This is a genomic window from Coraliomargarita parva, assembly GCF_027257905.1.
In the GTDB taxonomy this organism is placed as follows: Bacteria; Verrucomicrobiota; Verrucomicrobiia; order Opitutales; family Coraliomargaritaceae; genus Coraliomargarita_A; species Coraliomargarita_A parva.
The window spans coordinates 1-26436 of record NZ_JAPZEI010000015.1 but is presented as its reverse complement, the minus strand read 5'-3'; the positions used below and the strand labels follow the sequence as shown (position 1 = coordinate 26436).

At 59.7% G+C, this 26436-nt stretch carries 15 protein-coding genes; 10 read left to right on the top strand and 5 right to left on the bottom strand.

Annotated features, from left to right (window positions below):
- Positions 1-1381: 1381 nt before the first annotated feature.
- A complete protein-coding gene (locus tag O2597_RS17680; RefSeq protein WP_269526969.1) occupies positions 1382-2893 on the top strand; it encodes an MraY family glycosyltransferase in 1512 nt (503 codons plus the stop codon).
- Positions 2894-3768: 875 nt separating this feature from the next.
- Here the strand turns inward: O2597_RS17680 and O2597_RS17675 are convergent.
- Positions 3769-4317: a GbsR/MarR family transcriptional regulator gene (locus O2597_RS17675; RefSeq protein ID WP_269526968.1), complete on the bottom strand. Its 549-nt coding sequence runs from the start codon at positions 4315-4317 to the stop codon at positions 3769-3771.
- Positions 4318-5551: 1234 nt separating this feature from the next.
- On the opposite strand from O2597_RS17675, the gene O2597_RS17670 reads away from it, so the two are divergent.
- Positions 5552-5842 (top strand): nucleotidyltransferase family protein, encoded by a 291-nt coding sequence (locus tag O2597_RS17670; RefSeq protein WP_269526966.1) that lies wholly within the window; start codon positions 5552-5554, stop codon positions 5840-5842.
- A complete protein-coding gene (locus O2597_RS17665; RefSeq protein WP_269526964.1) occupies positions 5832-6170 on the top strand; it encodes a HepT-like ribonuclease domain-containing protein in 339 nt (112 codons plus the stop codon). Before O2597_RS17670 ends, O2597_RS17665 begins: the two co-directional genes overlap by 11 nt.
- Before the next feature lie 904 nt (positions 6171-7074).
- On the opposite strand, the gene O2597_RS17660 is transcribed toward O2597_RS17665, so the two are convergent.
- Positions 7075-8943, bottom strand: a complete 1869-nt coding sequence (locus O2597_RS17660) for a TonB-dependent receptor plug domain-containing protein (protein ID WP_269526962.1) — start codon at positions 8941-8943, stop codon at positions 7075-7077.
- A 1812-nt stretch (positions 8944-10755) separates the two neighbouring features.
- Positions 10756-11754: a GDP-mannose 4,6-dehydratase gene (locus tag O2597_RS17655; protein ID WP_269526960.1), complete on the bottom strand. Its 999-nt coding sequence runs from the start codon at positions 11752-11754 to the stop codon at positions 10756-10758.
- Positions 11755-12273: 519 nt separating this feature from the next.
- Between O2597_RS17655 and hisA the strand changes: the two genes are divergently transcribed.
- Positions 12274-13059 (top strand): phosphoribosylformimino-5-aminoimidazole carboxamide ribotide isomerase, encoded by a 786-nt coding sequence (hisA, locus tag O2597_RS17650; protein ID WP_269526958.1) that lies wholly within the window; start codon positions 12274-12276, stop codon positions 13057-13059.
- Between the two features lie 1032 nt (positions 13060-14091).
- On the opposite strand, the gene O2597_RS17645 is transcribed toward hisA, so the two are convergent.
- Positions 14092-14364, bottom strand: a complete 273-nt coding sequence (locus O2597_RS17645) for a hypothetical protein (RefSeq protein WP_269526957.1) — start codon at positions 14362-14364, stop codon at positions 14092-14094.
- Between the two features lie 690 nt (positions 14365-15054).
- On the opposite strand from O2597_RS17645, the gene O2597_RS17640 reads away from it, so the two are divergent.
- From O2597_RS17640 to O2597_RS17615, 6 genes are all read left to right on the top strand, one after another.
- Positions 15055-15882 carry a FecR family protein gene (locus O2597_RS17640; protein ID WP_269526956.1) on the top strand — a complete coding sequence of 276 codons (828 nt, stop codon included), beginning with the start codon at positions 15055-15057 and terminating at the stop codon, positions 15880-15882.
- Positions 15883-15943: 61 nt separating this feature from the next.
- Positions 15944-16810 carry an EamA family transporter gene (locus O2597_RS17635; protein WP_269526954.1) on the top strand — a complete coding sequence of 289 codons (867 nt, stop codon included), beginning with the start codon at positions 15944-15946 and terminating at the stop codon, positions 16808-16810.
- A 409-nt stretch (positions 16811-17219) separates the two neighbouring features.
- Entirely contained in the window at positions 17220-17693 is a 474-nt protein-coding gene (locus tag O2597_RS17630; protein ID WP_269526952.1) for a redoxin domain-containing protein, read from the top strand.
- Between the two features lie 45 nt (positions 17694-17738).
- Positions 17739-20558, top strand: coding sequence for an aconitate hydratase (locus O2597_RS17625; protein ID WP_269526951.1), 2820 nt, complete (start codon positions 17739-17741; stop codon positions 20556-20558).
- 21 nt (positions 20559-20579) lie between these two features.
- Positions 20580-21095 carry an STAS domain-containing protein gene (locus O2597_RS17620; RefSeq protein ID WP_269526949.1) on the top strand — a complete coding sequence of 172 codons (516 nt, stop codon included), beginning with the start codon at positions 20580-20582 and terminating at the stop codon, positions 21093-21095.
- Positions 21096-21106: 11 nt separating this feature from the next.
- On the top strand, positions 21107-22543 hold the full coding sequence (locus tag O2597_RS17615; RefSeq protein WP_269526947.1) for a SpoIIE family protein phosphatase: 1437 nt from the start codon (positions 21107-21109) through the stop codon (positions 22541-22543).
- 676 nt (positions 22544-23219) lie between these two features.
- On the opposite strand, the gene O2597_RS17610 is transcribed toward O2597_RS17615, so the two are convergent.
- Positions 23220-25958, bottom strand: coding sequence for a valine--tRNA ligase (locus O2597_RS17610; protein WP_269526945.1), 2739 nt, complete (start codon positions 25956-25958; stop codon positions 23220-23222).
- Between the last annotated feature and the right edge of the window lie 478 nt (positions 25959-26436).

Here is a 26436-nt window from a genome sequence, read left to right as displayed (position 1 = left end):
CGGAGCAACGCGGAGGGTGACTGAAGTGGCCTGTCCTGAGCTTTGCCGGCCATGAGCTTTGCCTGCCATGAGCTTGTCGAATGGTCGAATGGTCGAAGGGGTGCCCTTTGGGCAGCTGAAGGAACAAACCTGAGACCTGAAGGGAAGAATTTCCGCTGACGCGGACACCGCTTATCACCACTTATCACCGCTTCCGCCTTCGTTCCTTGGGGCTTCGTTGCTCTTGGGGCTACGTAGCCCCAATCAGCGAGGAGACGGGTCGAAGCGACTCTCATCGCTTCGCTACACACAAACCCTAAAATGAATGCGGTGTGCTCGTTTTCGTGTCTTCCGCGCTTTCCGTAGTTCAAAAAACGTCGTTACTCGTTTTCGTGTTTACGAGCGGGGACCACCCCACGACTGCATCAACAGTGATCCTTGATGATTCAAAGGATTTACGTGAAGTCTCATACACTCCATTTCTTTTTCACAACCGCTCCGCTAGAGAGCCCTGTCGGGCGAGGTTGGGGAGAGCAGCTACGGCAGTCCTCGGCCTGCCTCGGCGTATCATCGAGGAGACGGGTCGAAGCGATTCTCATCGCTTCGCTACACACAACCCTAAGAAAAATACGGCGCGGTAAGCCATTCGGGTTCATCCGCGTTGTAAGCATCTCCAAAATACAACCGTCGTTGTAAGCATTAACGTGAATTAACGTGAATTAACGGCGCCTAGCCCTGCGTAGCCTTCAGGCGTAGCGGGGTTCAAGAAAACACATGGTTGCAAGTACGTAGTCCCGCGAAGTATTACGTAGCGGGATTCGTGTTTATCCGTGTGCATCCGTGGCGTTAAGCCCGAATGGCACTACTTTAATGACAAATTGAAGGGTTCCTATTGCAACAAAGCGTCGCTCGTAGTGGCTGCTTTAGCTGCCATATTCAGCATCCTAAGCCACCTCGGCTCGATGGCGACTGAAGTCGCCACTACGATCAGAAGCTTAAAGTAGTGCCATTCGCGTTAAGCCCTGCGTAGCCTTCAGGCGTAGCGGGGTCCAAAACCATCAGTGTTGTAAGCCATTCTTGACCGGTACGACGAACCGCCCCGTCTGCCGCTGCGACCATTCGACCATTCGACATGCTCAGGGCAGGCAAAGCTCAGGGCGGGCCGCTGCGCGGCAGCCACCCCGCCTTAACCTAGGCGGGGAACTTGAGTAATGCTAAATACGTCGCTGTAAGCCATTCGTGCCCATCCGTGTGCATTAGTGGTTTCAAAAACACGGCGTTGTAAGCCATTCCTTCCAGTCGGCGCAGTCCCTGCGCCGACTGGGGCATTTTCCTTAGTTAAGATACGGTGTCGTACTTGACCTGATCGAGGCATCCCTCATAAAGGCGCTGACAACCCGTCATGTTTTTCCCCGTCCTATTCTTCCTCTTACTCGGCTGCTTTGTTTCCTGGCTGTCGATCTTCTTGCTGCTGCACGCGGGGCTGGGGCAGACGAGTTCGACCACGATCCAGCACCACCACACGCACACGGGGGTGATTCCGCGGATCGGGGGGGCCGGCATCGTGCTCGGCTTTACCGTGACCTACCTGCTCTGCTTCTTCAATCTGGACGACCAGGACAACGCCTCGCTCATGCACTACGGCGTGTTTGCGGGGGCAGCCGGTGCCTTCCTCCTCGGCTTCCTGGACGACATGAAGCCGATGGGCGCGAAGGTGAAACTGCTGGCCCAGATCATCATCGCCCTACTGGCCCACGAGTGCGGGCTCTCGGTTGAAAAGTTCAAGGTGCCATTTTTTGAGGTCACCTTCGACCTCGGTTTCTTCAGCATTTTCCTGACCGTGGCCTGGTTTGTGGCCATGATGAACCTGATCAACCTGATCGACGGGCTGGACGGCCTGGCCGGGGGGATCGGGCTCATGCTGATGGCCCTGCTGGCCTACCTCGGCTATGAGGGCGGGGTGGTGATCTCGACCATCCTCGCGCTCGGCATGGTGGGCGCGATCCTCGGCTTTCTCTTTCATAATTTCCCGCCGGCCAAGGTCTACATGGGCGACTCGGGGGCCTATTTGATCGGCTATGTGATCGCGGCGCTCTCACTGATGAACTCGCACAAGGGGACGGTGATCGCGGCGCTGATCGCGCCGGTGCTGGCCCTCGCCCTGCCCATCGTGGACGTGGGCTTCGCCATCCTCCGCCGCGGCATCCGCGGCCTGCCCCTCTTCCGCCCCGACCGTCTGCACATCCACCACCGCCTGCTCGGCACCGGCCTGTCCCACCGCAACACCGTGCTGGTGCTCTATGCGGTCTCGCTCTTCGCCCTCGTCGGCGGCCTGCTTGCCTTTGCCAACCAGGGACGCTACCTGCCCATCTTTCTCGGCTTCGCCTTCGTGGTCCTGCTCATCACCCTGCGCGGGCAGAAATTCACCGCCGACGCCCTGCGCAATGTGGTGAACGACTCGATCCAGGCGCGGCAGGACACCCGCAACGCCCTGCACCTGAAGGACTGGTTCATCGTGGAGTCCGAACGGGCCGACAGCGGGCAGCACCTCTGGTCCGACTACCGCTTCATCCTCAAAAAAATGGGCTTCATCCGGGCGGAGCTCCAGCTGGGCGAGAAAGCACGCAACTTCTACGTGCCCAACACCGCGCACGACCAACCGGAGGAGCTCTGGCAATACGTCCACACCCTCCGCGGCGAGTATCCCGGCCAGCTCGTGCTCTACGCGGAAAAGAACTTCTTCTCCGAGCGCCAGTTCGCCATCCTCGCCGACATCGCCACCGAGGCCTGGGGCAAAGCCGCCGCCCGCTGGGAAGTGGTCAACGACGGCCCGCTCCACTTCGAAGCCAAAGCCAAAGCCGCCGAAAGCTACCGCGCCCAAAAAGCCCGCAGCCTGTATAGGCCGACGTACTAGCAGCCGGAGGCGGCGAGGAGTATGAAAGTGGGAAAGTATTAAGGTGGGAAGGTGGCGTGTCCCGCCTTCGTGCCTTGGGGCTCCGTTGCTCTACGCCCGCACGAGCCGGCGTGGCGTGTCCCGCTTGCGGACGCTTGAAGAACAGTGAACGGCTTACAACGCCGTGTTTTTGAAACCACGAATGCACACGGATGGGCACGAATCCCGCTTCGTAATACTTCGCGGGACTACGTGCTTACAACGACGGTTGTATTTTGGAGATGCTTACAACGCTAATGAACCCGAATGGCTTACAGCGCTGCAGTTTTGAACCCCGCTACGCCTGAAGGCTACGCAGGGCTTAATGCCGTTAATCCGCCTTCGTGCCTACGGCGAGACAGGTGAACGTTAATTGACCCCGCTAAGGCGGGACACGCCACGCCGTAGAGGAATGGAGGCGGGACGCGAGCGCGTGAATGCTCACAGCACCGCATACTTTTTGGGGTGGATTTCCGCTGTCGGGCCCTTCGACCAATGCTCAGGGCAGGTGGACCTCTTATGACCGCTCATGGCACGCTCCCGCCTTCGTTCCTTACGGCGTGGCGTGGATGCCTACAAGGGGCTACATTCCTTTACGCCCGCTCAAGACCCCGCATACTTTATTGGGCTTTAGATACTGCGGGGCAGAATACTTCCCCAAAAGAATGAATCCGTCGTTGTAAGCCATTCACGTTAATTAACGTTCATTAACGGTTCAAAACCAACGTCGTTGTAAGCATTCGTGCCCATTCGTGTAAATTCGTGGTTCCAAAACACACGTCGCTGTAAGAATAATGGTCCGGTTCGCTGCGCGCCTCGGAACTGCCTACCCAACAGGCATCGTAAGATATCTAATCCTACACCACTTCGCCGGCGTCGTCTTCGAGGAAGCTGGCGCCGCCGAGGACGGAGAGGACCACGGGCATGAGCTTGCGGGTGCGGTCTTTCCAGGTGCGGAGGGTCTGGAGACGCTTTTGCGCATGGCTGCGGCGGGCCGGGTCGACGTCGCTGCCGATCAGGTCCTCGATCTGATCCAGGCGGTCTTCGCCGGATTCCAGATGCGGGGCAAACTGGTCGCGCAGGAAACCACGCACCAGACGTTTCATCGAGAGCTCCGGAACATAGTGGTCCTTCCGGCTACCGGGGACGTAGTGCAGATTGACCGCGCCGAGCTGACGCAGCAACTTCAGCCCCTGGCTGACCGAGCCCCGGCTGATGTCCAGACGGTCGCAGAGCCCGTCAAAGGTCAGGGCCTCCGTCGCGCAATAGAGGCAGCCGTAGATTTCCCCGACCGAGCGCGGCAGGCCGATCAAACCCGCCGCCCGGACGAAAACCTCGATCATTGCCGTCTCCCAGGCCGAAAGGGCCGGTGCGGAGCTGCTGGATTGGGCCGTTTCCGATGCCATACGCCTTCCCTCATAAGCAAAGTCTCAGTTTGTTCAAGAAAGATTGAACAGAGAAGCCGGAGGCTTCTTGGAGGGATGAAGGCGGACGAAGCGCGTTGTTTGTTGATGGTTGTTTGTTGAGAGTCATCTGGAGTTGCAACAAACTCGGTGTAGCAAAAGCGCGACAGCGATTTCGACTGACAACACCGCAACGGACGCACAGAAGGACGCGTCCGCCGAGGCCTCATGCAAGGCTACAAACTTTGATGCTTGCATCGTATCAATACATCGAACCCCTCCACCGCTTCGACCAGCTCAGGGCAGGCCGCTTCGCGGTCCCCCTCCCCTTGAAAGAGGAGGAGCTTTTAGAGGGTGAAGGGTGTAGATTCCAGCTTCTATGTTCCCCTCCTTGGCTAAGGAGGGGTGGATGACGCAGAAGCGGCAGACGGGGTGGTTTGTCGAAGCACAGTGCAACACCGCAGCGGACATGCAGAAGCATGTCCCTCCATTCTTCCAGCAATCCAATAAAGACCGCGCAATGCCCAGGAGGGACGCGCTTCTGTCTATCCTGAGCATAAGCCGAAGGGCGCTGTCCGAAGAGGCCTCATGCAAGGCCACAAACTTTGATATTTGCATCGTATCAATACATCGAACCCCTCCACCGCTTCGACCATTCGACCATTCGACCATTCGACCAGCTCAGGGCAGGCCGCTTCGCGGTCCCCCTCCCCTTGAAAGAGGAGGAGCTTTTAGAGGGTGAAGGGTGTAGATTCCCGCTTCTATGTTCCCCTCCTTGGCTAAGGAGGGGTGGATGACGCAGAAGCGGCAGACGGGGTGGTTTGTCGAAGCACAGTGCAACACCGCAGCGGACATGCAGAAGCATGTCCCTCCATTCTTCCAGCAATCCAATAAAGACCGCGCAATGCCCAGGAGGGACGCGCTTCTGTCTATCCTGAGCATAAGCCGAAGGGCGCTGTCCGAAGAGGCCTCATGCAAGGCCACAAACTTTGATATTTGCATCGTATCAATACATCGAACCCCTCCACCGCTTCGACCATTCGACAAGCTCAGGGCAGGCAAAGCTCAGGGCAGGCCGCTTCGCGGTCCCCCTCCCCTGCAAGCACCCGTCTTCGTCTAGGACTACGCCGAGCCAGGGAGGAAGAGTTTTAGGTGCGGCTGCACGCTCCCGTATCTCGTATCCCGTATCTCGAACAACACTTGCAACAAGCCTCAGAACGCCCTAATTATCCATACAATGATTACCATTGAAGCCATACGTGCACGTCTTGCCGACAACGCTGAGGTATTGGCTGGTTATCATGTTGCCGGGCTTTATTTATTCGGATCTGCGGCCAGGCAGGAAACCGAGGTACATGACCTTGATTTTCTCGTCGAATTTTCCGAGCCCCCCGGACTGGTCAACTTCATGGAGCTCAAATTCTTTCTCGAAGAAAGCTTCGGTTTGCCTGTGGACCTGCATACTAAAAATTCTTGCCCACAACGATTTTATGACCGGATCCGGGAAGATTTAAAGCATGTCGCGTGATCCGATACTACGCTTGGAGGACATGCTGGAATCGATCGAGTGGATCGAATCTCATATTGAGGGCTATGACTACGAACGCTTTGCCGGCGATCGTAAAACCATTGATGCAGTCACTCGCTGTCTCGAGGTCGTCGGTGAGGCATCGAAACATCTACCAAGCACATGGACCGCACAACATCCCGAGATCCCCTGGCGCGCGATTAGTGGCTTCCGCGATGTCCTCGCCCACAGTTATTTTCGCGCCGAAGACTCCATTATTTGGGATGCGGCAACACAAGGTGTCCAGGCCTTGAAACCCGCAATTCAAGCCTTACTCAAGCAAGCTTGATACGACTATCGCCGAGCACCGAAAGGCCTAACTTACAACACCGCAGCGGACATGCAGAAGCATGTCCCTCCATTCTTCCAGCAATCCAATAAAGACCGCGCAATGCCCAGGAGGGACGCGCTTCCGTCTATCCTGAGCTGAAGCCGAAGGGCGCGTCCGAAGAGGCCTCATGCAAGGCCACAAACTTTGATATTTGCATCGTATCTATCCATCGAACCCCTCCACCGCTTCGACCATTCGACCATTCGACCATTCGACAAGCTCATGGCAGGCAAAGCTCAGGGCAGGCCGCTTCGCGGTCCCCCTCCCCTTGAAAGAGGAGGAGCTTTTAGGGGTGAAGGGTGTAGATTCCCGCTTCTATGTTCCCCTCCTTGGCTAAGGAGGGGTGGATGACGCAGAAGCGGCAGACGGGGTGGTTTGTCGAAGCACAGTGCAACACCGCAGCGGACATGCAGAAGCATGTCCCTCCATTCTTCCAGCAATCCAATAAAGACCGCGCAATGCCCAGGAGGGACGCGCTTCCGTCTATCCTGAGCTGAAGCCGAAGGGCGTGTCCGAAGAGGACTCATGCAAGGCCACAAACTTTGATATTTGCATCGTATCTATCCATCGAACCCCTCCACCGCTTCGACCACCCCGTCCCCGACAAGCGGAGACACCCCTCCTAAGCTAGGAGGGGAACTTTCTGAGCGTGTCGAAGGGCGCGTCCGCGTGCGTTGTTGTCGGTCGAAATCGCTATCGCGCTTTCGCTACAAGAAGGTCCGTATCACGCATCACGCCAGCATCCCACTTTCCCACCTTTCGACCGTCGTAGCTTCAGCGAAGACGGTTCCTACTTTCATACATTCCCACTCCCAGCCATAGCTGGGTCACTTTCCCACTCTGGTAAGCCGCCACAGGCGGCTTACCAGCGCCAGGTGGCGCCGGCGGAGTACTGGTCGCCGCGGCCGGGGGTGCCGGGGACGTCCTGGAAGTCGTCGTCCCAGAGGTTGTCCACCGCGACGAAGAGTTCGAGCTGCTTGATTTGCGGGGGAAAGACGCTCAGGCGCAGGTGGGTGAAAAAGGCGCAGTCGCTGCCCTCGCGCAGGTCGCTGGCTTCCTGTTGACGCCACTCGTTGTCGATGCGGACCTCCAGCAGGTCGATGGGACGCCAGATCGCGCCGAGGGTGACGCGGTGCTCGGGAAAGTTGAGGGCGTAGAAGCTGGCATCGACGGAGGCGTCGCCGTAGTCCTCGTCCTTGTGCAGGTAGCCGTAGCTGGCGATGGCTTCGAGGTCGCCCCAGCGGTAGCTGGCGATGAGCTCGACCCCGAGGGTCTCGATATCGACGTTGCTGGCGGAACGGGCGGAGGTGTTGGCGTCGGAATAGGTCCAGTCGACCAGGTCGTCGTCCCAGCGGTAGAAGACCGCGGCTTCGAAGGACCAGTCGAGGCGCTCGAGGCGGCCGCCGAGCTCGACGTTGCGGCTGGTCTCGCGGTCGAGGTCCGGATCGCTGGCAAAGAGGCCGGCGCTGCCCCCGCCGGTGGCGGTGTAGCCGGGCACCTGGCTGGCTTCGGCATAGGACAGGTAGAGCTTGTCGCTGCCGCCGTCGGCACGGTCGCGGAACCAGGCGAGGTCGGCGATGGGCGAGACGGCATCGTCGTCGCGGTTGCTGTCGTCGTAGGCGAGGCCGGCGCGGAAGCGCAGGCGCTCGGCATCGTTGAGCGGCAGATTGTATTCCGGCAGAAGGGCGAGCTTCAGGTAGCTGCGGGAGGTGAAGTTGTTTTCCAGGGTGGTGGAATCGATTTCGTCGGCCGTGAGCTGGGCGTTGTAGTTCAGGGCGCTGCGCTCGCTAAAGGCATGACGCCCGGAGAGCGCGGCGGCATGGACCTGGGTCTCATGCACGAAGGCCTTGTTCGGGGCAAATCGGTTGAAGATGTAGTGGTCCGAGAGACGGCGGGTGTAGGCGGTGAACTCGACCGTGCTGGCGTCGCCGTAGGACTGCTTGTGGTTGAAGAGGAAGAGGCGGTTCTTCAGGTTGTCGGTCTCCATCGCGCCGTAGGGGGCGGCGTAGAGCTCGGGCCAGCCGAAGAACTTTTCCTGGTAGCCGGCAAAGAAATCGGTCTGCGAGTTCGGGCCGAGCAGCTGGACGCGGGCATTGGCCCGGTAGAAATCATGGTCGCCGTAGCGGACCGTGCCGTCGCTCTCGGAGCGGGAATACTCGCCCTCCACGCCCCAGCTCCAGTCGCCGGAATCGCCCAGCGCGCCGGTGAAGCCGCTGTGCAGGCGCTGGGTGTTTAAATCGTGGTCCCCGAAGCCGACGGTCAGGCTGCCCCCCGTGCGGATCTCGGTCCAGCCGTAGTCCAGCGTGCCTGCGGTGCTGTTGAAGCCGAGCAGTGCATTGTCCGCACCGGTCAGGACGGCCGGACGGCTCAACATCTCCGGCGCCACCGGCAGCTCGGCAAAGTAGTGACCGGTCTGCGGGTCCAGCAGCGTGGCCGCCCCCAAACGGAATCCGGTGTTTTCGAAAATCCCGCCACGAATGCTGACGTCGCCCTGCGCCTCCGCCATGTTGCGCGACTGCAGGTCCACCCGCGGCTCAAACTCGAGGTTCGAGACCGGCGCGGCATAGGTCGAGACCGGCAGGACGTTGGCCGTCTGCTGCCCCTGCACATAGAGCGTGGGCAGACTGTAGCTGCCCGCCACGTCCTCCGCCGAGGCCCCGGCGGAGCCAAGGCCCGCCGCCAAGCCCAGCACCATCAGGTTCCGGTATGCACGATTTTCGATGTTTTGCATGCCAGAGCCAAAACAAGCCCCCGCTCAAAGTGCAATTGATAATTTTAAATATTTTCTGGTTAACAATACAGCCGCCTCTGGCGGCTGACGTTGTTTGTTGAAAGTTGTTTGTTGAACGAGCTGACAACGGTGTGAGTTTTTGAACCACGTTCCGAGGAGCATCGCGACGACATGACCGGATTCCGCTTTGCGGAAGACCGGACCATGGGCACGAATGTGCACGAATGGCTTACAACTCTGTTGATTTTGAACCCCGCTACGCCTGAAGGCTACGCAGGGCTAGGCTCGAATGGCACTACTTTAAGGACAAATTGAAGGGTTCCTATTGCAACAAAGCGTCGCTCGTAGTGGCTGCTTTAGCTGCCATATTCAGCATCCTAAGCCACCTCGGCTCGATGGCGACTGAAGTCGCCACTACGATAAGAAGCTTAAAGTAGTGCCATTCGGGCTAGGCGCCGTTAATCCGCCTTCGTTCCTACGGCGAGACAGGCGCCGTTAATGGACCCCGCTAAGGCGGGACACGCCACGCCGTAGAGGAATGGAGGCGGGACGCACGCGCGTTAATGTTAATGCCTACAGCGCCGCATACACTCAGGGAGGTAGGGACGGATATCCCTATCCGTCCGCCGAGGCCTGCTGGATGGATACGCACTGATGGACACGAATGGCTTACAACGCTGGTGATTTGGAACCCCGCTACGCCTAAAGGCTACGCAGGGCTAGATGCCGTTAATTTACGTGAATGCTTACAAGGGGCTACATTCCTTTACGCCCGCTCCCGGCTTCTGTTAATACGCCGTGGCAATCAAGACCCCGCATACTCTTTTGGGATGCTTACAACACCGCAGCGGACGCGCCCTTCGGCTTCAGCTCAGGAGAGACGGAAGCATGGCCCTCCATTAGGGCGTGCGATCCATAAAGGCAGGCGTGATGTCACTGGAGGAGAAGAACCCCTCCGTCTGCGGCAAGCGCAGCCACCTCCCCTGCGAGCAGAGGAGGAGCTCAGGTTGTCCCCAACTACCTTCAACAAACAACGGTACAGGTTCAGGACATAGGTAACAAAAAAGGTTCAGGACATGGGTAACACTTTCGGCCAGAAAGGGTGATGCCATGGAGAGAAACCAAAATGATAGAAGAACGCATGAATTTTGCCTTAAAATGGCTGACAACACCACAGCGGACGCGCCCTTCGGCTTAAGCTCAGGAGAGACGGAAGCATGGCCCTCCATTAGGGCGCGCGATCCATTAAGGCAGGCGTGATGTCACTGGAGGAGAAGAACCCCTCCGTCTGCGGCTAGCGCAGCCACCTCCCCTGCGAGCAGAGGAGGAGCTCAGGTTGTCCCCAACTACCTTCAACAAACAACGGTACAGGTTCAGGACATAGGTAACAAAAAAGGTTCAGGACATGGGTAACACTTTCGGCCAGAAAGGGTGATGCCATGGAGAGAAACCAAAATGATAGAAGAACGCATGAATTTTGCCTTAAAATGGCTGACAACACCGCAGCGGACGCGCCCTTCGGCTTCAGCTCAGGAGAGACGGAAGCATGGCCCTCCACTAGGGCGCGCGATCCATTAAGACAGGCGTGATGTCACTGGAGGAGAAGAACCCCTCCGTCTGCGGCTAGCGCAGCCACCTCCCCTGCGAGCAGCCGTCTCCGCAAGTAGCTACGCCGTGCCGGGGGAGGAGGAGCTCAGGTTGTCCCCAACTACCTTCAACAAACAACTCCGCTTCGTCCACCTTCAGGTCTCAGCTTGGTCCGGTTCGCGTTGCGCCCGGTCTTGTCGCTTCGCTCGGAACAGCCTTCAGCCCTCAAAAGAGGCCGGTGGCCTCTTTTCCCCTCCACCAGTCGACGAAGGCCTGGATGCCGTCGCGGAAGGAGGTGGTTGGGTGGTAATTGAGGAGGCGGCCGGCCTTGGCGACATCGGCCCAGGTCTGGGGCACGTCGCCGGGCTGTTCGGGCTGGCGGTCGATTTGCGCCTGCTTGCCCAGCACGGATTCGATCGTGGCGATCATTTCGCTCAGGCTGACGGTCCGGTTGTTGCCCAGATTGATCACTTCGTAGGTGCTGTCCGTGTAGTTCAGGGCTGCCATGACCCCGTCCACGATATCCATGACGAAGGTGTAGTCGCGCCGGGTGCTGCCGTCGCCGAAGACCGGGATCGGCTCGCCGGCTTCGATCCGGCTGACAAATTTGTTGATCGCCAGGTCGGGCCGCTGGCGGGGGCCGTAAACGGTGAAGAAACGCAGACCGAGGAAGCGGATGCCGTAGAGGTGGCTGTAGACATGGCCCAGCAGCTCGCAACTCACCTTCGAACTGGCGTAGGGGCTGATCGGGCGCAGGACGACGTCGTCCTCATGCCAGGGCACATTCGGGCTGATACCGTAGACCGAGGAGGAGGAGGCAAAGACGAACTGCTGCACGCCCGCCTCGCGCGCAAACTCGAGCAGGTTCTGGGTCGCCACCACGTTGGCCCGCTGGTAACCGACCGGGTCCTGGATGGAAGGGCGCACCCCGGCCTTGGCGGCAAGGTGGATGATGGCGTCGAAACCGGCTTCACCAAACATCCCTTCCGCCATAAAGCGGATCTTGGTGTAGGTCGCGGGATCGGCCAGGTCGCCTTCAATCAGCTCGAAGCGTCCTTCATGGGCTTCCGCGTCCAGATGCTTCCCCAGGTTCGCCTGCTTGAGCGAACGGCTGTAGAAGGGATCGAAGTTGTCCACCCCGATGACCTGATGGCCCTCGGCCAGCAGTCGGTCCAGTGTATGGGATCCAATAAATCCGGCACAGCCGGTCAGCAGAATGTTCATATTGAAGAAAGTCAGCGAATCCCGTGCGGAGGCAAGCGTTGTTTGAAGGGATACCCTTTGAGGGATGAGGGCGGACGAAGCGCGGCAGCGCGGAGATGGTGAAATGCGGAGCATTTCGCCCGGAGCGAAGCGGAGGGTGACTGAAGTGGCCTGTCCTGAGCTTGTCGAAGGGGTGCCCTTTGGGCAACTGAAGGAACAGACCTGAGAAAAAATAAAACTTCAGGTTTCAGGTTGGTCCGGTTCGCGTTGCGCCCGGTCTTGTCGCTTCGCTCGGAACAGGTTTCAGCCCTCAGCCCTCCAGAAGCGCGCCTGCGCTTCGCCCCCCTTCAGGTTTCAAGTTGGTCCGGTCTCCCACGCTGCGGGATCCGGCACGCCACGCCGGCTCGTGCGGGCGTAGAGCAACGGAGCCCCAAGGAACGAAGGCGGGTTGTCGCTTCGCTCGGAACAGCCCTCAGCCCTCCAGCGCGCAGCGCTGCGCGCTCCATTGACAAGCGCTCGCGGCCGACACTTGATGGCGGCATGACACAATTCCGTCCCTGTATTGACCTGCACGCCGGCAAGGTGAAGCAAATCGTCGGCGGCAGCCTGAGCGACGACGACCGCACGCTGCGCACAAATTTCGAGAGCGAGCAGCCGGCGGGGTATTTTGCGCGGCGCTACAAGGAGGACGGATTGACCGGCGGACATGTGATCCAACTGGGGCCCGGAAATGCCGCGGCCGCACGGCAGGCGCTGGCGGCCTATCCGCGCGGCTTGCAGATCGGCGGCGGGATCCGCCGTGAAAATGCGGTGGAGTGGCTGCAGGCCGGCGCCAGCCATGTGATCGTGACCTCCTGGCTCTTTGACGCCGAGGGACATTTTCTGCCCGGGCATCTGGACGCCCTGGTGGCGGAAGTCGGACGTGAGCACCTGGTGGTGGACCTGAGCTGCCGCGCCCGTGAGGGGCAATGGGTGGTGGCGATGAACCGCTGGCAGACCCCGACCGACCTGATGGTGGATGCCCCAACACTCGAGGAACTCTCACACAGCTGCGCCGAATTTCTCATCCATGCGGCCGATGTGGAGGGCAAGTGCGAGGGGATCGATGAAGCCCTCGTGCGGATGCTCGGCGCGCATTGCCCGATCCCCGTCACTTACGCCGGCGGCGCCCAGGCCTTTGACGACCTCGCCCTGGTCGAATCCCTCAGCGGCGGCCGGGTCGACCTGACCATCGGCAGCGCCCTCGATCTCTTCGGCGGCCAGCGCATCGCCTACGAGGACTGCGTCGCCTGGAACCGGAGGCGGCAAGGCCGCCTGGAGGGCTGAGACTTGACGGAGCGTTGTTCGTTGATGGTTGTTTGTTGAGAGTTATCTGGAGGTGTGCGAAATCCCGTGTAGCGAAAGCGATTTCGACAGTGGAAGACGTACAACTCCGTAGCGGACGGATAGGGATATCCGTCCCTACCCACTGCTAGCGAGCCATGAAGACAGGCGTGATGACCTGGAGGGATGCGCTTCCGCGCGTCCGCCCGAGGCCCGATGCGGAACCCATACCGGTAACACGGGAAAGATCCTATAGCCCTATAGCCTGTCCCTTAGAATTCCCTGGTAGCGAAAGCGCGACAGCGATTTCGACAGTGGAAGACATACAACTCCGTAGCGGACGAATAGGGATATCCCGTCCCTACCCACTGCTAGCGAGCCATGAAGACAGGCGTGATGACCTGGAGGGATGCGCTTCCGCGCGTCCACCGAGGCATAATGCGGAACCCATACCGGTAACACGGGAAAGATCCGATAGCCTGTCCCTTAGAATTCCCTGGTAGCGAAAGCGCGACAGCGATTTCGACAGTGGAAGACGTACAACTCCGCAGCGGACGAATAGGGATATCCCGTCCCTACCCACTGCTAGCGAGCCATAAAGACAGGCGTGATCCCTGGAGGGACGCGCTTCCGCGCGTCCACCGAGGCCCGATGCGGAACCCATACCGGTAACACGGGAAAGATCCTATAGCCCTATAGCCTGTCCCTTAGAATTCCCTGGTAGCGAAAGCGCGACAGCGATTTCGACAGTGGAAGACGTACAACTCCGTAGCGGACGGATAGGGATATCCGTCCCTACCCACTGCTCGCGAGCCATGAAGACAGGCGTGATGACCTGGAGGGATGCGCTTCCGCGCGTCTACAGAGCACTGATGCAGGGCCAAAAGCTCAACACTTGCGCCAAGCCCTGCCTCGAACCCCTCCTCCGCTCCTTCAGGTTTGTTCCTTCAGCGCCCGGAGGGCACCCCTTCAGTCACCCTCCGCTACGCTCCGTCAGGTCTCCGCCCTCAGCCTTCATAAGAGGCCTCCGGCCTCTTACCCTTCCGGGATCAAATCGCGGAGCAGCAGGAACCAGCTGGCGACGAGGGAAAACAGGATCAGGCCGGAGCCGCAGATGGCGAGGAAACGGGCAAATTTCGGATACGGGATCGCATTGCTGACCTCAAACAGCTTGTTGCAGACCGAATTACGCAGCTCGCGCTTCTTCTCTTCCGGCGCGGCGATCAGATATATACCAATCACGCCCGGGAGGACGGAGATGGCGATTTTTACGAGTAGGATAGCGAAACCGATGTTCAGTAATTCCATGGGCTGATTAGGGAAGCCTGAGTGCATGGCGGCTTCGTCCATGCTTGCCAATGAAAAAAACAGAGGCCGGAGGCAACTGGAAGGAGGCCTCTGGAAGGATGAGACCTGAAACCTGAAGGACTTTTTTAAGGACGCGCCCTTCGGCTTAAGCTCAGGATAGACGGAAGCGTGTCCCGCCTTCGTACCTACGGCGTGGCGTGTCCCGCCTTCGTACCTACGGCGTGGCGTGTCCCGCCTTCGTACCTACGGCGTGGCGTGTCCCGCCTTCGTACCTACGGCGTGGCGTGTCCCGCTTGCGGACGCCTAGAGGCCTCATGCAAGCCAACAAACTTGGATACTTGCACCTATCCATACATCGAACCCGTATACAAGATATAGGAATCATCCGCCTTACGCCGGATGCTACACTGGATGCCTGCGGTGTAGCATCGGCGGTCACGTCGATGACCGGACCATACTTTAGGCCTCGACCCCCGCCCCCCCCCCTTCAGGTTTCAGGTCTCCGCCTTCATCCTTCCGCTGGCCGAGGGCCAGCGCCCCTCAGCCCTCGAGACGCCCTCCTCCCTCAAAAGGCCGCCTCCGGCGGCGGAATTTTCACATACTTGTAATAAAGCCCGGGCGTGAAAAAGCTTGAATCTGCGCTGTGTCTGAATAAGTTAGGGCATTCGACTACTAAACAAAGCTTCTGTTATGAAACATCTTTCTCTACGCGTCGCACTCATTGGTTTCTTCTTAATCGGTGCCCTTACCCTGCAAGCAGCTGAACTCGCCTCCGCCAAAGTCCTGTCCGTATCCGGCTCGGTGACTCTCTATTCGGGTGATGCCGAACGCCCCCTGCAGGCAGGCGACATTCTACATCAGGGCGACTCCGTCAGTTCCTCCCAACTCAGCGGCGCGAAGCTGGTCTTCTCCAACGGTTCGATCATTACGGTCGAGCCGAACACCAGCCTGACCCTCCGCGAAATGAAGCAGGAAAGCTTCGCCGGCGGCAAGAGCTACGAAGAGCTCGAAGCAGATCCGAGCCAGTCGCAAACCATGCTGGAGCTCAACTACGGCAAGGTGAAGGGCGAGGTCAAGAAGCTGGCCAACGGTTCCAATTTCAACGTCGAAACCCCGCTGGGTACCGCCGCCATCCGCGGCACCGTGTTCTGGATCGAACTGATCTACAACGCCGAGGCTGGCCAACTTGAGCTCCGCGTGATGAACATTAAGGGTGAAGTCGACCTCATGACCAAGTTTGCCGGTGCCATGGAATTCAAGGGCGGCGCAGCCAGCATGGGCTACGACTCGCGTGCCGAAACCACCCGAGTCTCCAACATCCCCAACCAGCACATCATCATCATGCATCTCTCCAAGGAGGATCCGAACTATGATGAGATCGTGGATGTCCTGACAAACTACTTCCCGACCGGCGGGCGTGCTCCGAGAATCATCACCCTGCCGACCCCGGAACTCACTCCGGAAGATCCCGGCGTGATCGTGGTCAGCCCGGAAATCGAGCTACCGACCCCCGATTAAGCGGAGGCTCCAGCAATTTGACAAAACCCCGGACTCGCTCCGGGGTTTTTCTTTGACCGGTATGTACTATCTCGCGCTTGTTTCACTGTTCTGGGCTTTCTCTTTCGGCCTGATCGGCAACCGTCTGGCCGGGATGGATTCCGTCCAGATCACATGCCTGCGCCTGCTCCTGGCCCTGCTGGTCTTTCTGCCCTTTTTTCGCCCACGGGGACTGCGCACCGGCGACACGCTCCGCCTCCTGCTTTGCGGCAGCATCCAGTTCGGCTGTATGTACCTGTGTTACATACAGGCCTTCCGCTACCTGCCCTCACACCTCGTGGCCCTGTTTTCCATCACCACCCCGCTCTACGTGGTGATCATCCATGAACTGCGCTCGCTTCGCTTCCAGAGCCGCCATTTCGCCGCCGCCCTGCTTTCCATCGCCGGTGCCGCCGTGATCAAGATCGAGGCCGGCAGCTACGAGGACCTGTGGACCGGATTCCTGCTCATGCAGCTCTCGGGCATCGCCTTTGCCTTCGGGCAGGTGTACTACCGCGACTGGAAGCAAGCACATCCAAGGATCCAGGACGCCCGGATCTTTGCCCTGCCCTATGCCGGTGGTTGCGCCGCCGCCTTCGGCTACAGCTTCTTCGCCAGCGACTGGAGCAGCTTCGCCCCCAGCCCGGAGCAAGTCGTCGTGCTGCTCTATCTCGGCGTGATTGCCTCCGGACTCGGCTTCTTCCTCTGGAACAAGGGCGCCAGCCTGAGCCGCGCCGGCACGCTGGCCGCCTTCAACAACGCCGTCATCCCGATCGGCATGTTCTGCTCGCTCTTCGTCTTCGGCGAATGGCACAGCATTACCCTCACCGACCTCCTGCGCCTCGCCCTCGGCACCGTCCTCATCGGCGTCGCCGTCTGGCTGGCAGAACGCGGCGGACGGAGGCCATAGGCCTCCGGAGGGCTGAAGGCTGACGAAGCGTTGTTTGTTGAAGGTTGTTTGTTGAAAGCGATTCGACTGACTACACCGCAACGGACGCGCCCCCCCCCCCGAGGCGGGGCGCGAGCACGCCGGTTTATTTTGCGAGGGTTGTGTGCTCAGCAGTATCTAAACATCAAAATAGAATGCAGGGTTGTCAGCATTCGTGTCAATTCGTGTGCATTCGTGGTTCCAAATCACCAGCGTTGCCAGCACTCCCAAAAGAAACGTCGCTGTCAGCACGTTCAACAAGCAACACCCGCCGCCTGCGGTGGCGCCCTCTAAAAACGGAATCCGGCTCTTTACAAGCCACACGGGTGCGGCTTAACTCTACTCCCTTACTCGATTTACGACTACCAATCACAACCAATCGAAACGCACTATGGCACTTGCAACCGGCACCCAAGCACCCGATTTCACACTGAAGACCAAAAACGCCGACGGCCTCCAGGACGTCACCCTGAGTGACAACTACGGCAAGCAGAAGACTGTTCTTCTCTTTTTCCCCCTCGCTTTTACCAGTGTCTGCATGGAAGAAATGTGCTCGGTCAGCTCGGGCATCCAGGACTACACCAGCCTGAACGCGGCGGTGTACGGGATCTCGGTGGACAGCCCCTTCTCGCAGGAGAAGATGGCGCAGGTCGACGGGTTGAAATTCCCACTGCTGAGCGACTTCAACAAGGAGGTCTCGAAGGCATACGATGTGCTGTTCGAAGACCTGTTAGGCTTCAAGGGCGTATCCAAGCGCTCGGCCTTCGTGATCGATGAAAACGGCAGCATTGTTTACAGCGAATCTTCGGACGACCCGAAGCAACTGCCGGACTTCGAAGCCATCAAGGCGGCCCTGAAGGGCTAAGCCCGCATCACGCATCCCGCATCCCGTACTACGCAACACATTCTCATGAACGATCCGTTTAACGTCATCAAAGAACTCAACGGCTGCAAATACTACAGCCTTCCCGCCCTTGAAAGCGAAGCCGGCCTCAGCGGCATCTCGAAGCTTCCGGTCAGTATCCGCATCGTGCTGGAGTCCGTGCTCCGGAACTGCGACGGCAAACGGATCGTGGAAGACGATGTCAAGGCGCTCGCCGCCTGGAGCCCGACCGAGGAAAGCAACAAGGAAATCCCCTTCGTGGTCTCCCGCGTGGTCCTGCAGGACTTCACCGGTGTGCCGCTGCTGGTGGACCTCGCCGCCATGCGCGATGCGGTCAAGGGACTGGGCAAGGATCCTTCGGTGATCGAACCGCTGGTACCGGTCGACCTCGTGGTGGACCACTCCGTACAAGTGGACCGCTCCGGCTCGGCCAACGCCTTCCTGGAAAACCTGAAGATCGAGTTTTCCCGCAACAAGGAGCGCTACCAGTTCCTCAAGTGGGGCCAGCAGGCCTTTGAAACCTTCAGCGTGGTGCCTCCGGCCATCGGGATCGTGCACCAGGTGAACCTTGAGTACCTGGCCCGCGTGGTCTTCGAAAAGGACGGTATCCTCTATCCGGATACTTTGGTCGGCACCGACTCCCACACCACCATGATCAACGGTCTCGGCATCGTGGGCTGGGGCGTGGGCGGCATTGAAGCCGAATCCGGCATGCTGGGCCAACCGGTTTATTTCAAGACCCCCGAAGTGATCGGGGTGCACCTGAGCGGAGAGCTGCCGGAAGGCGCCACCGCCACCGACCTGACCCTCCGCATCACGGAAATGCTCCGCGCCGAGAAGGTGGTCGGCAAGTTCGTCGAGTTCTACGGTGAAGGCGCGGCCAAGCTGAGCCTGGCCGACCGTGCGACGGTTGCCAACATGGCCCCCGAATACGGTGCCACCATGGGCTTCTTCCCGGTCGACGAAAAGTCCCTCGACTACCTCCGCCTGACCGGCCGCAGCGAAGCCGAGATCCAGCGCGTGAAGGATTACTACGAAGCCCAGGGCATGTTCGGCATCCCGCGCAAGGGCGAGATCGAGTACACCAAGAGCCTGGAACTGGACATCAGCGGGATCGTGCCCTGCGTGGCCGGCCCAAAGCGTCCGCAGGACCGCATCGAGGTGCCTTCGCTCAAGACACGTTTCAAGCAGCTCATGGACATGCCGGTGGCCGAAGGCGGCTTCGGCGTGGCCCAGGACGCCCAAAGCAAGACCGTGCGCGTCAAGGCACCGGTCGCAGCCGGAGGCCGCGACGAGCCGGCCGGCGGGATCGCCAACCTCAACGGTCACGGGGATGCCCCGATGGATGAGGCCGAAATGGTCGCCAACCGCCCGGCCACACCGAGCATGGGCGAAATCCACAACTTGACCGACCTGCCCGAACTCGCACACGGCCAGGTGCTGATCGCGGCGATCACCAGCTGCACCAACACGTCCAACCCTTCTGTCATGATCGCCGCCGGCCTGGTGGCCCGCAAGGCCCTCGAAAAGGGCCTCAAGGTCAACCCGCTGGTCAAGACCTCCCTCGGACCGGGCTCCCGCGTGGTGACCGAGTATCTCGAGGAAACCGACCTGCAAAAGGATCTCGACGCCCTCGGCTTCCAGCTCGTGGGCTACGGCTGCACCACTTGTATCGGCAACTCCGGCCCGCTCGACCCGGCCATCGAGGAAGCCCTCAAGGAAGGTGACATCGTCGGGGCCTCCGTGCTCTCCGGCAACCGTAACTTCGAAGCCCGTGTCCACGGTGCGATCAAGTCGAACTTCCTCATGTCCCCGCCGCTGGTCGTGGCCTACGCCCTCGCCGGCACAGTCAACATCGACCTGAGCTCCGACCCGATCGGCACCGGCAGCGACGGCGAACCGGTCTATCTAAAGGACATCTGGCCGAGCAATGAAGAGATCGAAAGCCTGGTGCTCTCCGGCCTCAAGCCCGAGATGTTCCAGTCCAAGTACGGCGACCTGACCTCCGCAAATCCGGAGTGGAACGCCGTGACCTCCTCCACCGGCAGCATCTACGAGTGGGACGCCAAGTCCACCTACATCCAGAACCCGCCCTTCTTCGAAGGCTTCGGGATGGAAGCCGGCACGATCGGCGACCTCACGGACCTGCGCCCGCTGGCCATCGTGGGCGACTCCATCACCACCGACCACATCTCCCCGGCCGGTGCGATAAAGGAAGACGGCCCGGCCGGCCGCTACCTGAAGGACAACGGGGTGGAAAAGAAGGACTTCAACAGCTTCGGCTCGCGCCGCGGCAACGACCGGATCATGACCCGCGGCACCTTTGCCAATGTCCGCTTCAAGAACAAGATGGCGGAAGGCAAGGAAGGCGGCTACACTAAGCTGATGCCGGAAAACACGCCGATGGACATCTATGATGCCTGCCAGACCTACAAACAGCGCGGTGACGGGCTGATTGTGATCGCGGGCGAAGACTACGGCATGGGCAGCTCGCGCGACTGGGCCGCCAAGGGCACCGCCCTGCTCGGCGTGAAAGCCGTCGTGGCCAAGAGCTTCGAACGGATCCACCGCAGCAACCTGATCGGCATGGGCGTGCTTCCCCTGCAGTTCAATGAAGGGATGAGCGACGAAAGCCTCGGTCTGGACGGCACGGAGACGTTCTCCATCACCGGCCTCTCCGACGCGGTCAAGCCCGGCCAGTCGCTGCCGTTGACGATCACGAAGACGGACGGCAGCAGCCAGACGGTTGACGTCACGCTGCGGATCGATACAGAGATTGAAGTCGACTATTACCGTCACGGCGGCATCCTGCAATATGTGCTGCGTGACATCCTGAATGCTTCTTGATTTGCCCGCACGACCCACTGCATGAATCCCCCGAAACAGCCGACCTTCTTGGTGAGTGCTTATAGCGAGCCCGTCGTGGTTCGCATCAACGGCAAGGCGAATTACCTGAACTGCAATGATTTCAGGGAGTTCATCGAAACCATGCTCAGGGACGGCAGTAGCCAGTTCGTACTGGACTTCGAAGGCTGCACGGGGATGGACAGTACCTTTCTCGGCATTCTGGCCGGGACGGCGCTGGAGCTGCGCAAGCAGCCCACGCCGGGGGTACTGGTGCTCTGCCAGTTGAGCGAGCGGAATTACGAGCTCATCTGCAATCTGGGACTGCAAAACCTCCTGACCATCGCAGAAGACCTGCCGGAGGGATCCAACAAATCAACCACTGAATTCTCCGGCCTCCAGAACGTCGAGGTGTCGGACGCCCGCAACGTCTTGAAGGCACATGAAAACCTGGTCAAAGCGGACGACCAGAACGCCGCCAAGTTCCAGGACGTGATCGCCTTCCTCCGCAACCAGGTCGAAGACGAAAACGGGTCCTGACCCGGTTGCCTATGATGTCGTTCTTCATTGGCGTCGTACTGGGGCTACTCGGCATGTGGGCGGTCTATGCGCGCCAGCGCCGCAAGCGGACCCTGATCGAGGAAGAGAAGCAACTGCTGCAACAGGAGAAGCAGATCGTCGTCGAGTTCATGCACAACATGGTCGAGGCCGTGGCCACAGGCGGCGACCGGCAGGCCATGTTCCAGCGCATCATCCACGCCGCCATCCTCAGTACCGGCGCGATGAGTGCCTGTATCTTCGAGAAGCGGCCGGACAACACATTGAAGGGCATCGCGGTGGAGGGGCTGTTCCCGCCCCAGCGGAAACTGCCGGACGAAATCAGCTCGAAACTGGCCACCCGCACCCAGTTCTTGGAAAACATTCTCAAGGCGGAAAGCTACAAGATGGGCGAGGGCCTCATTGGCCAGGTGGCCAAGTCCGGACGCGCCCTGCTCATCGCGGACGCCCAAAAAGACCCGCGCGTGATCCAGCATAAGGACCGCTCCCTGCAGATCCGCTCCATCATCGTCGCACCGGTACTCTTCCAGGGCGAACTGATCGCGGTGCTCGCGGTGACCAACCCGGTGGACGGCCTGTCCTTCACGGAAACCGATTTCTCGCTGGTCGAGTCGCTGGCCGAACAGGTCGGGCTGGCGGTGCACAACAGCGATGCCATGCAGCTGCAGATCGAGAAGAACAAGCTCGATCTGGATATCGAGCTGGCCAGCAACATCCAGGGCCTGCTCCTGCCGAAAGCCTTCCCCCCGTCCGAAAAGCTGGCTTTCGCCGCCCACTGCACGCCGGCTCAAAAGATCGGCGGGGACCTCTACGATGTCTTCGCCCTGAATTCGAAGACCATCGGGGTCGCGGTGGCCGACGTGTCCGGCAAGGGGATTTCGGCCTCCATCCTCATGGCCATCTGCCAGACCAACCTGAGGCATTTTTCCAAGCTGCACCGTTCCCCTTCCAAAGTCCTGAGCGCGATCAATGCCGCCATGTCCGAGTCCATGCGCAAGGACATGTTCATCACCATCGTGTACGCCATCATCGACCTGGAAACCGAAAAGGTCACGATCGCGCGGGCCGGCCATGAACTACCACTCTTCTACGACACCCAGGAAGACGGCCGCGTCGAAGTCATCCCCGTGCGCTCGCAGGGCATGGCCGTCGGCATGGTGCCACCGGAAATTTTCGACCTGACCATCCAGGACACCGAAATCGAGTTCGGCGTGAAAGACGCCCTCCTGCTCTATACCGACGGAGTCACGGAAAGCGTGAATGCCGAAGGCGAGGAATACTCCGGCAAGCGCCTGACCCACACCCTTCGCAACCTCGGCGAAGGCACCGCCCAGGATATCGTGGACGGCGTCCTCGAAGGCGTCGGCCGCTTCTGCGGCGATGTCGGCCAGCCCGACGACCTCACCCTTATCGCGATCAAGCACGCGTAGGCGGCAGGCGGCTGTGCCGCCTGGAAGGATGAAGGCGGAGACCTGAGACCTGAAGCTCGCATAATTCCCCGGTAGCGAAAGCGCGACAGCGATTTCGACGGTGGAAGACGTACAACTCCTCAGCGGACGGATAAGGATATCCGTCCCTACCCACTGCTCGCGAGCCATGAAGACAGGCGTGATGCCCTGGAGGGATGCGATTTCGACTTACAACGCCGCAACGGACACGCTTCCGCGCGTCCGCCGAGGGCTAATGCGGAACCCATACCGGTGACATGGGAAAGATCCTATAGCCTATCCTATAGCCTGTCCCTTAGAATTCCCCGTTTCTTTAAACCGCTTATTACCGCTTTCGCTTTCGTTCCTACGGCGAGAGGTGGATCGTGCACGATACCGGTGTAGCGAAAGCGCGACAGCGATTTCGACGGTGGAAGACGTACAACTCCGCAGCGGACGGATAGGGATATCCGTCCCTACCCACACTGCTCGCGAGCCATGAAGACAGGCGTGATGCCCTGGAGGGATGCGATTTCGACCTACAACGCCGCAACCGCTTCGACCATTCGACAAGCTCATGGCAGGCAAAGCTCAGGGCTGCCGCGCTTCGTCAGGCCTCAAAAAACCTTCAGGTTTCAGCTTTCAAGTTTCAGCCCTCCAGCAAGCCCTCTGGGCTTGCCTACCCCAAACTGTTCAGGATGCGTTGGGTCTCGTCACGCTTCTCGGTGGTTTCGGCGAGTTGCTTGCGGGCGCCTTCGACGACCTGGGCCGGAGCACCATCGACGAATTTCGGGTTCTTCAGCTTGTTTTCACCGACTGCCACGAGCTTGTTGAGCTTTTCGAGCTCCTTGCTCAGGCGGGCCTTTTCCGCGTCGACGTCAATCGCACTGCTGAGGTCGAGATAGAGCGGCCCGAGCGGCGTCACCACTGCGGGAAGCCCGTCGGTGGATTTCCCGCCGATCGTATTCAGGCTGCCGATACCGGCGAGGGTCTGGATCAGGGCGGAATTGTCGGCGATGACCTGGGCGGCCTCGCCTTCGGCTCCGTAGAACACCTCGACGTCTCGCTTGTTGGCCAGATTGTACTGGGCCTTGAGTGCGCGGGCCTGGGAAATCAGCTCCTGCAGGTTGGCCACACGCTCGACCGCGCCGGCATCCACCTCGATCCCGGCCACGACTTCGCTGGCATGCGGAATCCGTGCGTTCTGGATAAAGGCCTGCGAGGCATCGTAGCCCAAGCCCTTCCACAGCTCTTCCGTGATGTGCGGCATGACCGGGTTGGCCAGTTGCAGGACTTGACGCAGGACCAGGTCCTGGATCGCCAGGCAGTTGTCACGCAGCGAGGCGTCCTTCAGTTTGCCCTTCGAGGCCTCCACATACCAGTCGCAGAAATCGCTCCAGAAGAATGCGTAGATGTTGTGGGTCAGCGGCGCGAGCTCGTAGCCGGTGAAGCACTTCTCGACGTCCTCCGTGACTTGGGCCAGACGGCCCAGGATCCAGTGGTCGTAGTCGTCACACTTGGCCGGATCGATACGTCCAAGGATGGCCTCGAGGCCGGAGTTGTCGGCCATTTCGCCGGACATTTGCCGGAAACGGGCGGCATTCCACAGCTTGTTGCAGAAATTACGTCCGATCTGGATACGGTCCTCGGAGAAAAGAATATCGGAACCGGTCGGCGCGATGTTGCAGATACCGAAGCGCAGGCCGTCGGCCCCGAATTTCTCGATCAGGTCGAGGGGATCCGGGGAATTGCCCAGCGACTTGGACATTTTGCGGCCCTTTTCGTCGCGGATCAGGCCGTGGATATAAATATTCTTGAAGGGGATACGGGCGGCGATCTCCGCGTCGGTCAGCTCTGCCTTATCTTCGCCGTAGAGCTCGAGCCCGGCCATGATCATACGGGCGACCCAGAAGAAGATAATATCGAAGCCAGTGACCAGGGTGGAAGTCGGGTACCAGAAATCGAGTTCCTTCTGCTGCGCTTCAGTCGGCTCCGGCCAGCCCAGGTTGGCCATGGGCCAGAGGTAGGAAGAGGCCCAGGTATCGAGAACGTCTTCCTCCTGCTCCCAGTTCTCAGGATCGGCGGGCCCTTCGACCGAGACGTGGACCTGCTCCGGATCGTTGAAATCGAGGGTGCTGCGCTCGAGCCCCTTCTTGTACCAGACCGGGATACGGTGGCCCCACCAAAGCTGGCGGCTGATGCACCAGTCCTGAATGCCGTTGAGCCAGTGCAGATAGGTCTTCTTCCAGCGGTCCGGGTGGAACTTGATGATGCCGCTCTCCACCGCGCGCTTGGCTTCCTCGACCTTCGGGTACTTAAGGAACCATTGCTCGGACAAACGCGGCTCGATCGGCACATCGCCCCGCTCGGAGAAACCGACGGTGTTTTCGTAGGGTTCGCGTTCGATCAGCAGACCCATGTCCTCAAGCTTCTGCGCCGCCACCTTGCGGGCCTCGAAGCGCTCCATGCCGTCAAAGTCTTCGCCCGCCAGGGCATTCAGCTTACCGTCGTGGTCGATCACCTCGATGACCTCCAGCCCGTGACGCTGGCCGATTTCAAAGTCATTCTTGTCGTGGGCGGGCGTCACCTTGAGGCAACCCGTACCAAACTCGCGGTCGACATATTCGTCGCCGATGATCGGAATCGGAGCCTTGGGGAAGGGACGCCAGACCGTCTTGCCGATCAGATGCTTGTAGCGCTCATCTTCCGGGTGCACCGCAACCGCAGTATCCCCCATCAGGGTCTCAGGGCGGGTCGTGGAAATTTCCAGATGGGTGCGCTCGCCGTCCGGCTCGACCAGCTCGTAGCGCATCTTGTAGAAGTAGCCCTTCTGCGGCTTCATGTTGACCTCCTCGTCGGAGATCGCGGTGTGCGTGGCCGGGCACCAGTTAACCATCCGCTTGCCGCGGTAGATGTAGCCGCGCTTGTAGAAGTCGACAAATGCGGTGAGCACCGCCTTGGAGTAGTGATCGTCCAGGGTGAAGCTGGTGCGGTCCCAGTCGCAGGAAGCGCCAAGCTTTTGCAGCTGCTTGAGTATCACGCCCCCCGACTCTTCGCGAAATTCCCAGACCTTCTCGACAAATGCCTCACGGCCAAGATCGTACTTCGACTTGCCTTCCGAGGCACGCAGCTGCTTTTCCACCTTCGTCTGGGTGGCAATGCCGGCGTGGTCGGTGCCGGGCTGCCAGAGCACCGCCTTGCCTTCGAGGCGGGCGCGGCGGATGAAGATGTCCTGCAGGGTGTTGTCCAGAACGTGGCCCATGTGCAGCATGCCGGTCACATTGGGCGGCGGGATCATGATCGCATAGGGCTCGCGGGCATCATCCACCTGCCCCTTGAAGCATCCGGCTTCAAGCCAGTTGGCGTACCAGCGTTGTTCGACTTCTTTCGGTTCGTAGGCTTTTGCGATCTCAGACATGGCAGAAAAATCGGGAAAGCTGCCTACCGTGCCGCCCCCGGCGCTGGTTTCAAGCCAGAAAGGTAGAGGCCGGAGGCCGGCCTGTCCTCAGCTTGTCTAAGGGAAGGCCTCAGGAGGGCTGAAACTTGAGACCTGAGAATTCCCTTGAACCCCTCCACCGCTTCGCGGTCCCCCTCCCCTGCAAGCAGAGGAGGAGCTTATATCTGACAGGTACAACATCCGGTATCTCGCATCCCGTATCCCCCAAACGCCTTCAGGCCCAAAAAAAGGAGACGTATAGCCTGTCCCTTAACACTCCCCGCAATGGACGCGCAGAAGCGCGTCAGCCGGATGATCGTCAAGAACCCCGCCGGTACAGGTTCAGGACATAGGTACCAAAAAAGGTTCAGGACATGGGTAACACTTTCGGCCAGAAAGGGTGATGCCATGGAGAGAAACCAAAATGATAGAAGAACGCATGAATTTTGCCTTAAAGAGC

Coding starts and splice junctions, on each gene's coding strand:
- O2597_RS17680 (WP_269526969.1), top strand. CDS start 1,382: ATGTTTTTCCCCGTCCTATTCTTCCTCTTACTCGGCTGCTTTGTTTCC.
- O2597_RS17675 (WP_269526968.1), bottom strand. CDS start 4,317: ATGGCATCGGAAACGGCCCAATCCAGCAGCTCCGCACCGGCCCTTTCG.
- O2597_RS17670 (WP_269526966.1), top strand. CDS start 5,552: ATGATTACCATTGAAGCCATACGTGCACGTCTTGCCGACAACGCTGAG.
- O2597_RS17665 (WP_269526964.1), top strand. CDS start 5,832: ATGTCGCGTGATCCGATACTACGCTTGGAGGACATGCTGGAATCGATC.
- O2597_RS17660 (WP_269526962.1), bottom strand. CDS start 8,943: ATGCAAAACATCGAAAATCGTGCATACCGGAACCTGATGGTGCTGGGC.
- O2597_RS17655 (WP_269526960.1), bottom strand. CDS start 11,754: ATGAACATTCTGCTGACCGGCTGTGCCGGATTTATTGGATCCCATACA.
- hisA (WP_269526958.1), top strand. CDS start 12,274: ATGACACAATTCCGTCCCTGTATTGACCTGCACGCCGGCAAGGTGAAG.
- O2597_RS17645 (WP_269526957.1), bottom strand. CDS start 14,364: ATGGAATTACTGAACATCGGTTTCGCTATCCTACTCGTAAAAATCGCC.
- O2597_RS17640 (WP_269526956.1), top strand. CDS start 15,055: ATGAAACATCTTTCTCTACGCGTCGCACTCATTGGTTTCTTCTTAATC.
- O2597_RS17635 (WP_269526954.1), top strand. CDS start 15,944: ATGTACTATCTCGCGCTTGTTTCACTGTTCTGGGCTTTCTCTTTCGGC.
- O2597_RS17630 (WP_269526952.1), top strand. CDS start 17,220: ATGGCACTTGCAACCGGCACCCAAGCACCCGATTTCACACTGAAGACC.
- O2597_RS17625 (WP_269526951.1), top strand. CDS start 17,739: ATGAACGATCCGTTTAACGTCATCAAAGAACTCAACGGCTGCAAATAC.
- O2597_RS17620 (WP_269526949.1), top strand. CDS start 20,580: ATGAATCCCCCGAAACAGCCGACCTTCTTGGTGAGTGCTTATAGCGAG.
- O2597_RS17615 (WP_269526947.1), top strand. CDS start 21,107: ATGATGTCGTTCTTCATTGGCGTCGTACTGGGGCTACTCGGCATGTGG.
- O2597_RS17610 (WP_269526945.1), bottom strand. CDS start 25,958: ATGTCTGAGATCGCAAAAGCCTACGAACCGAAAGAAGTCGAACAACGC.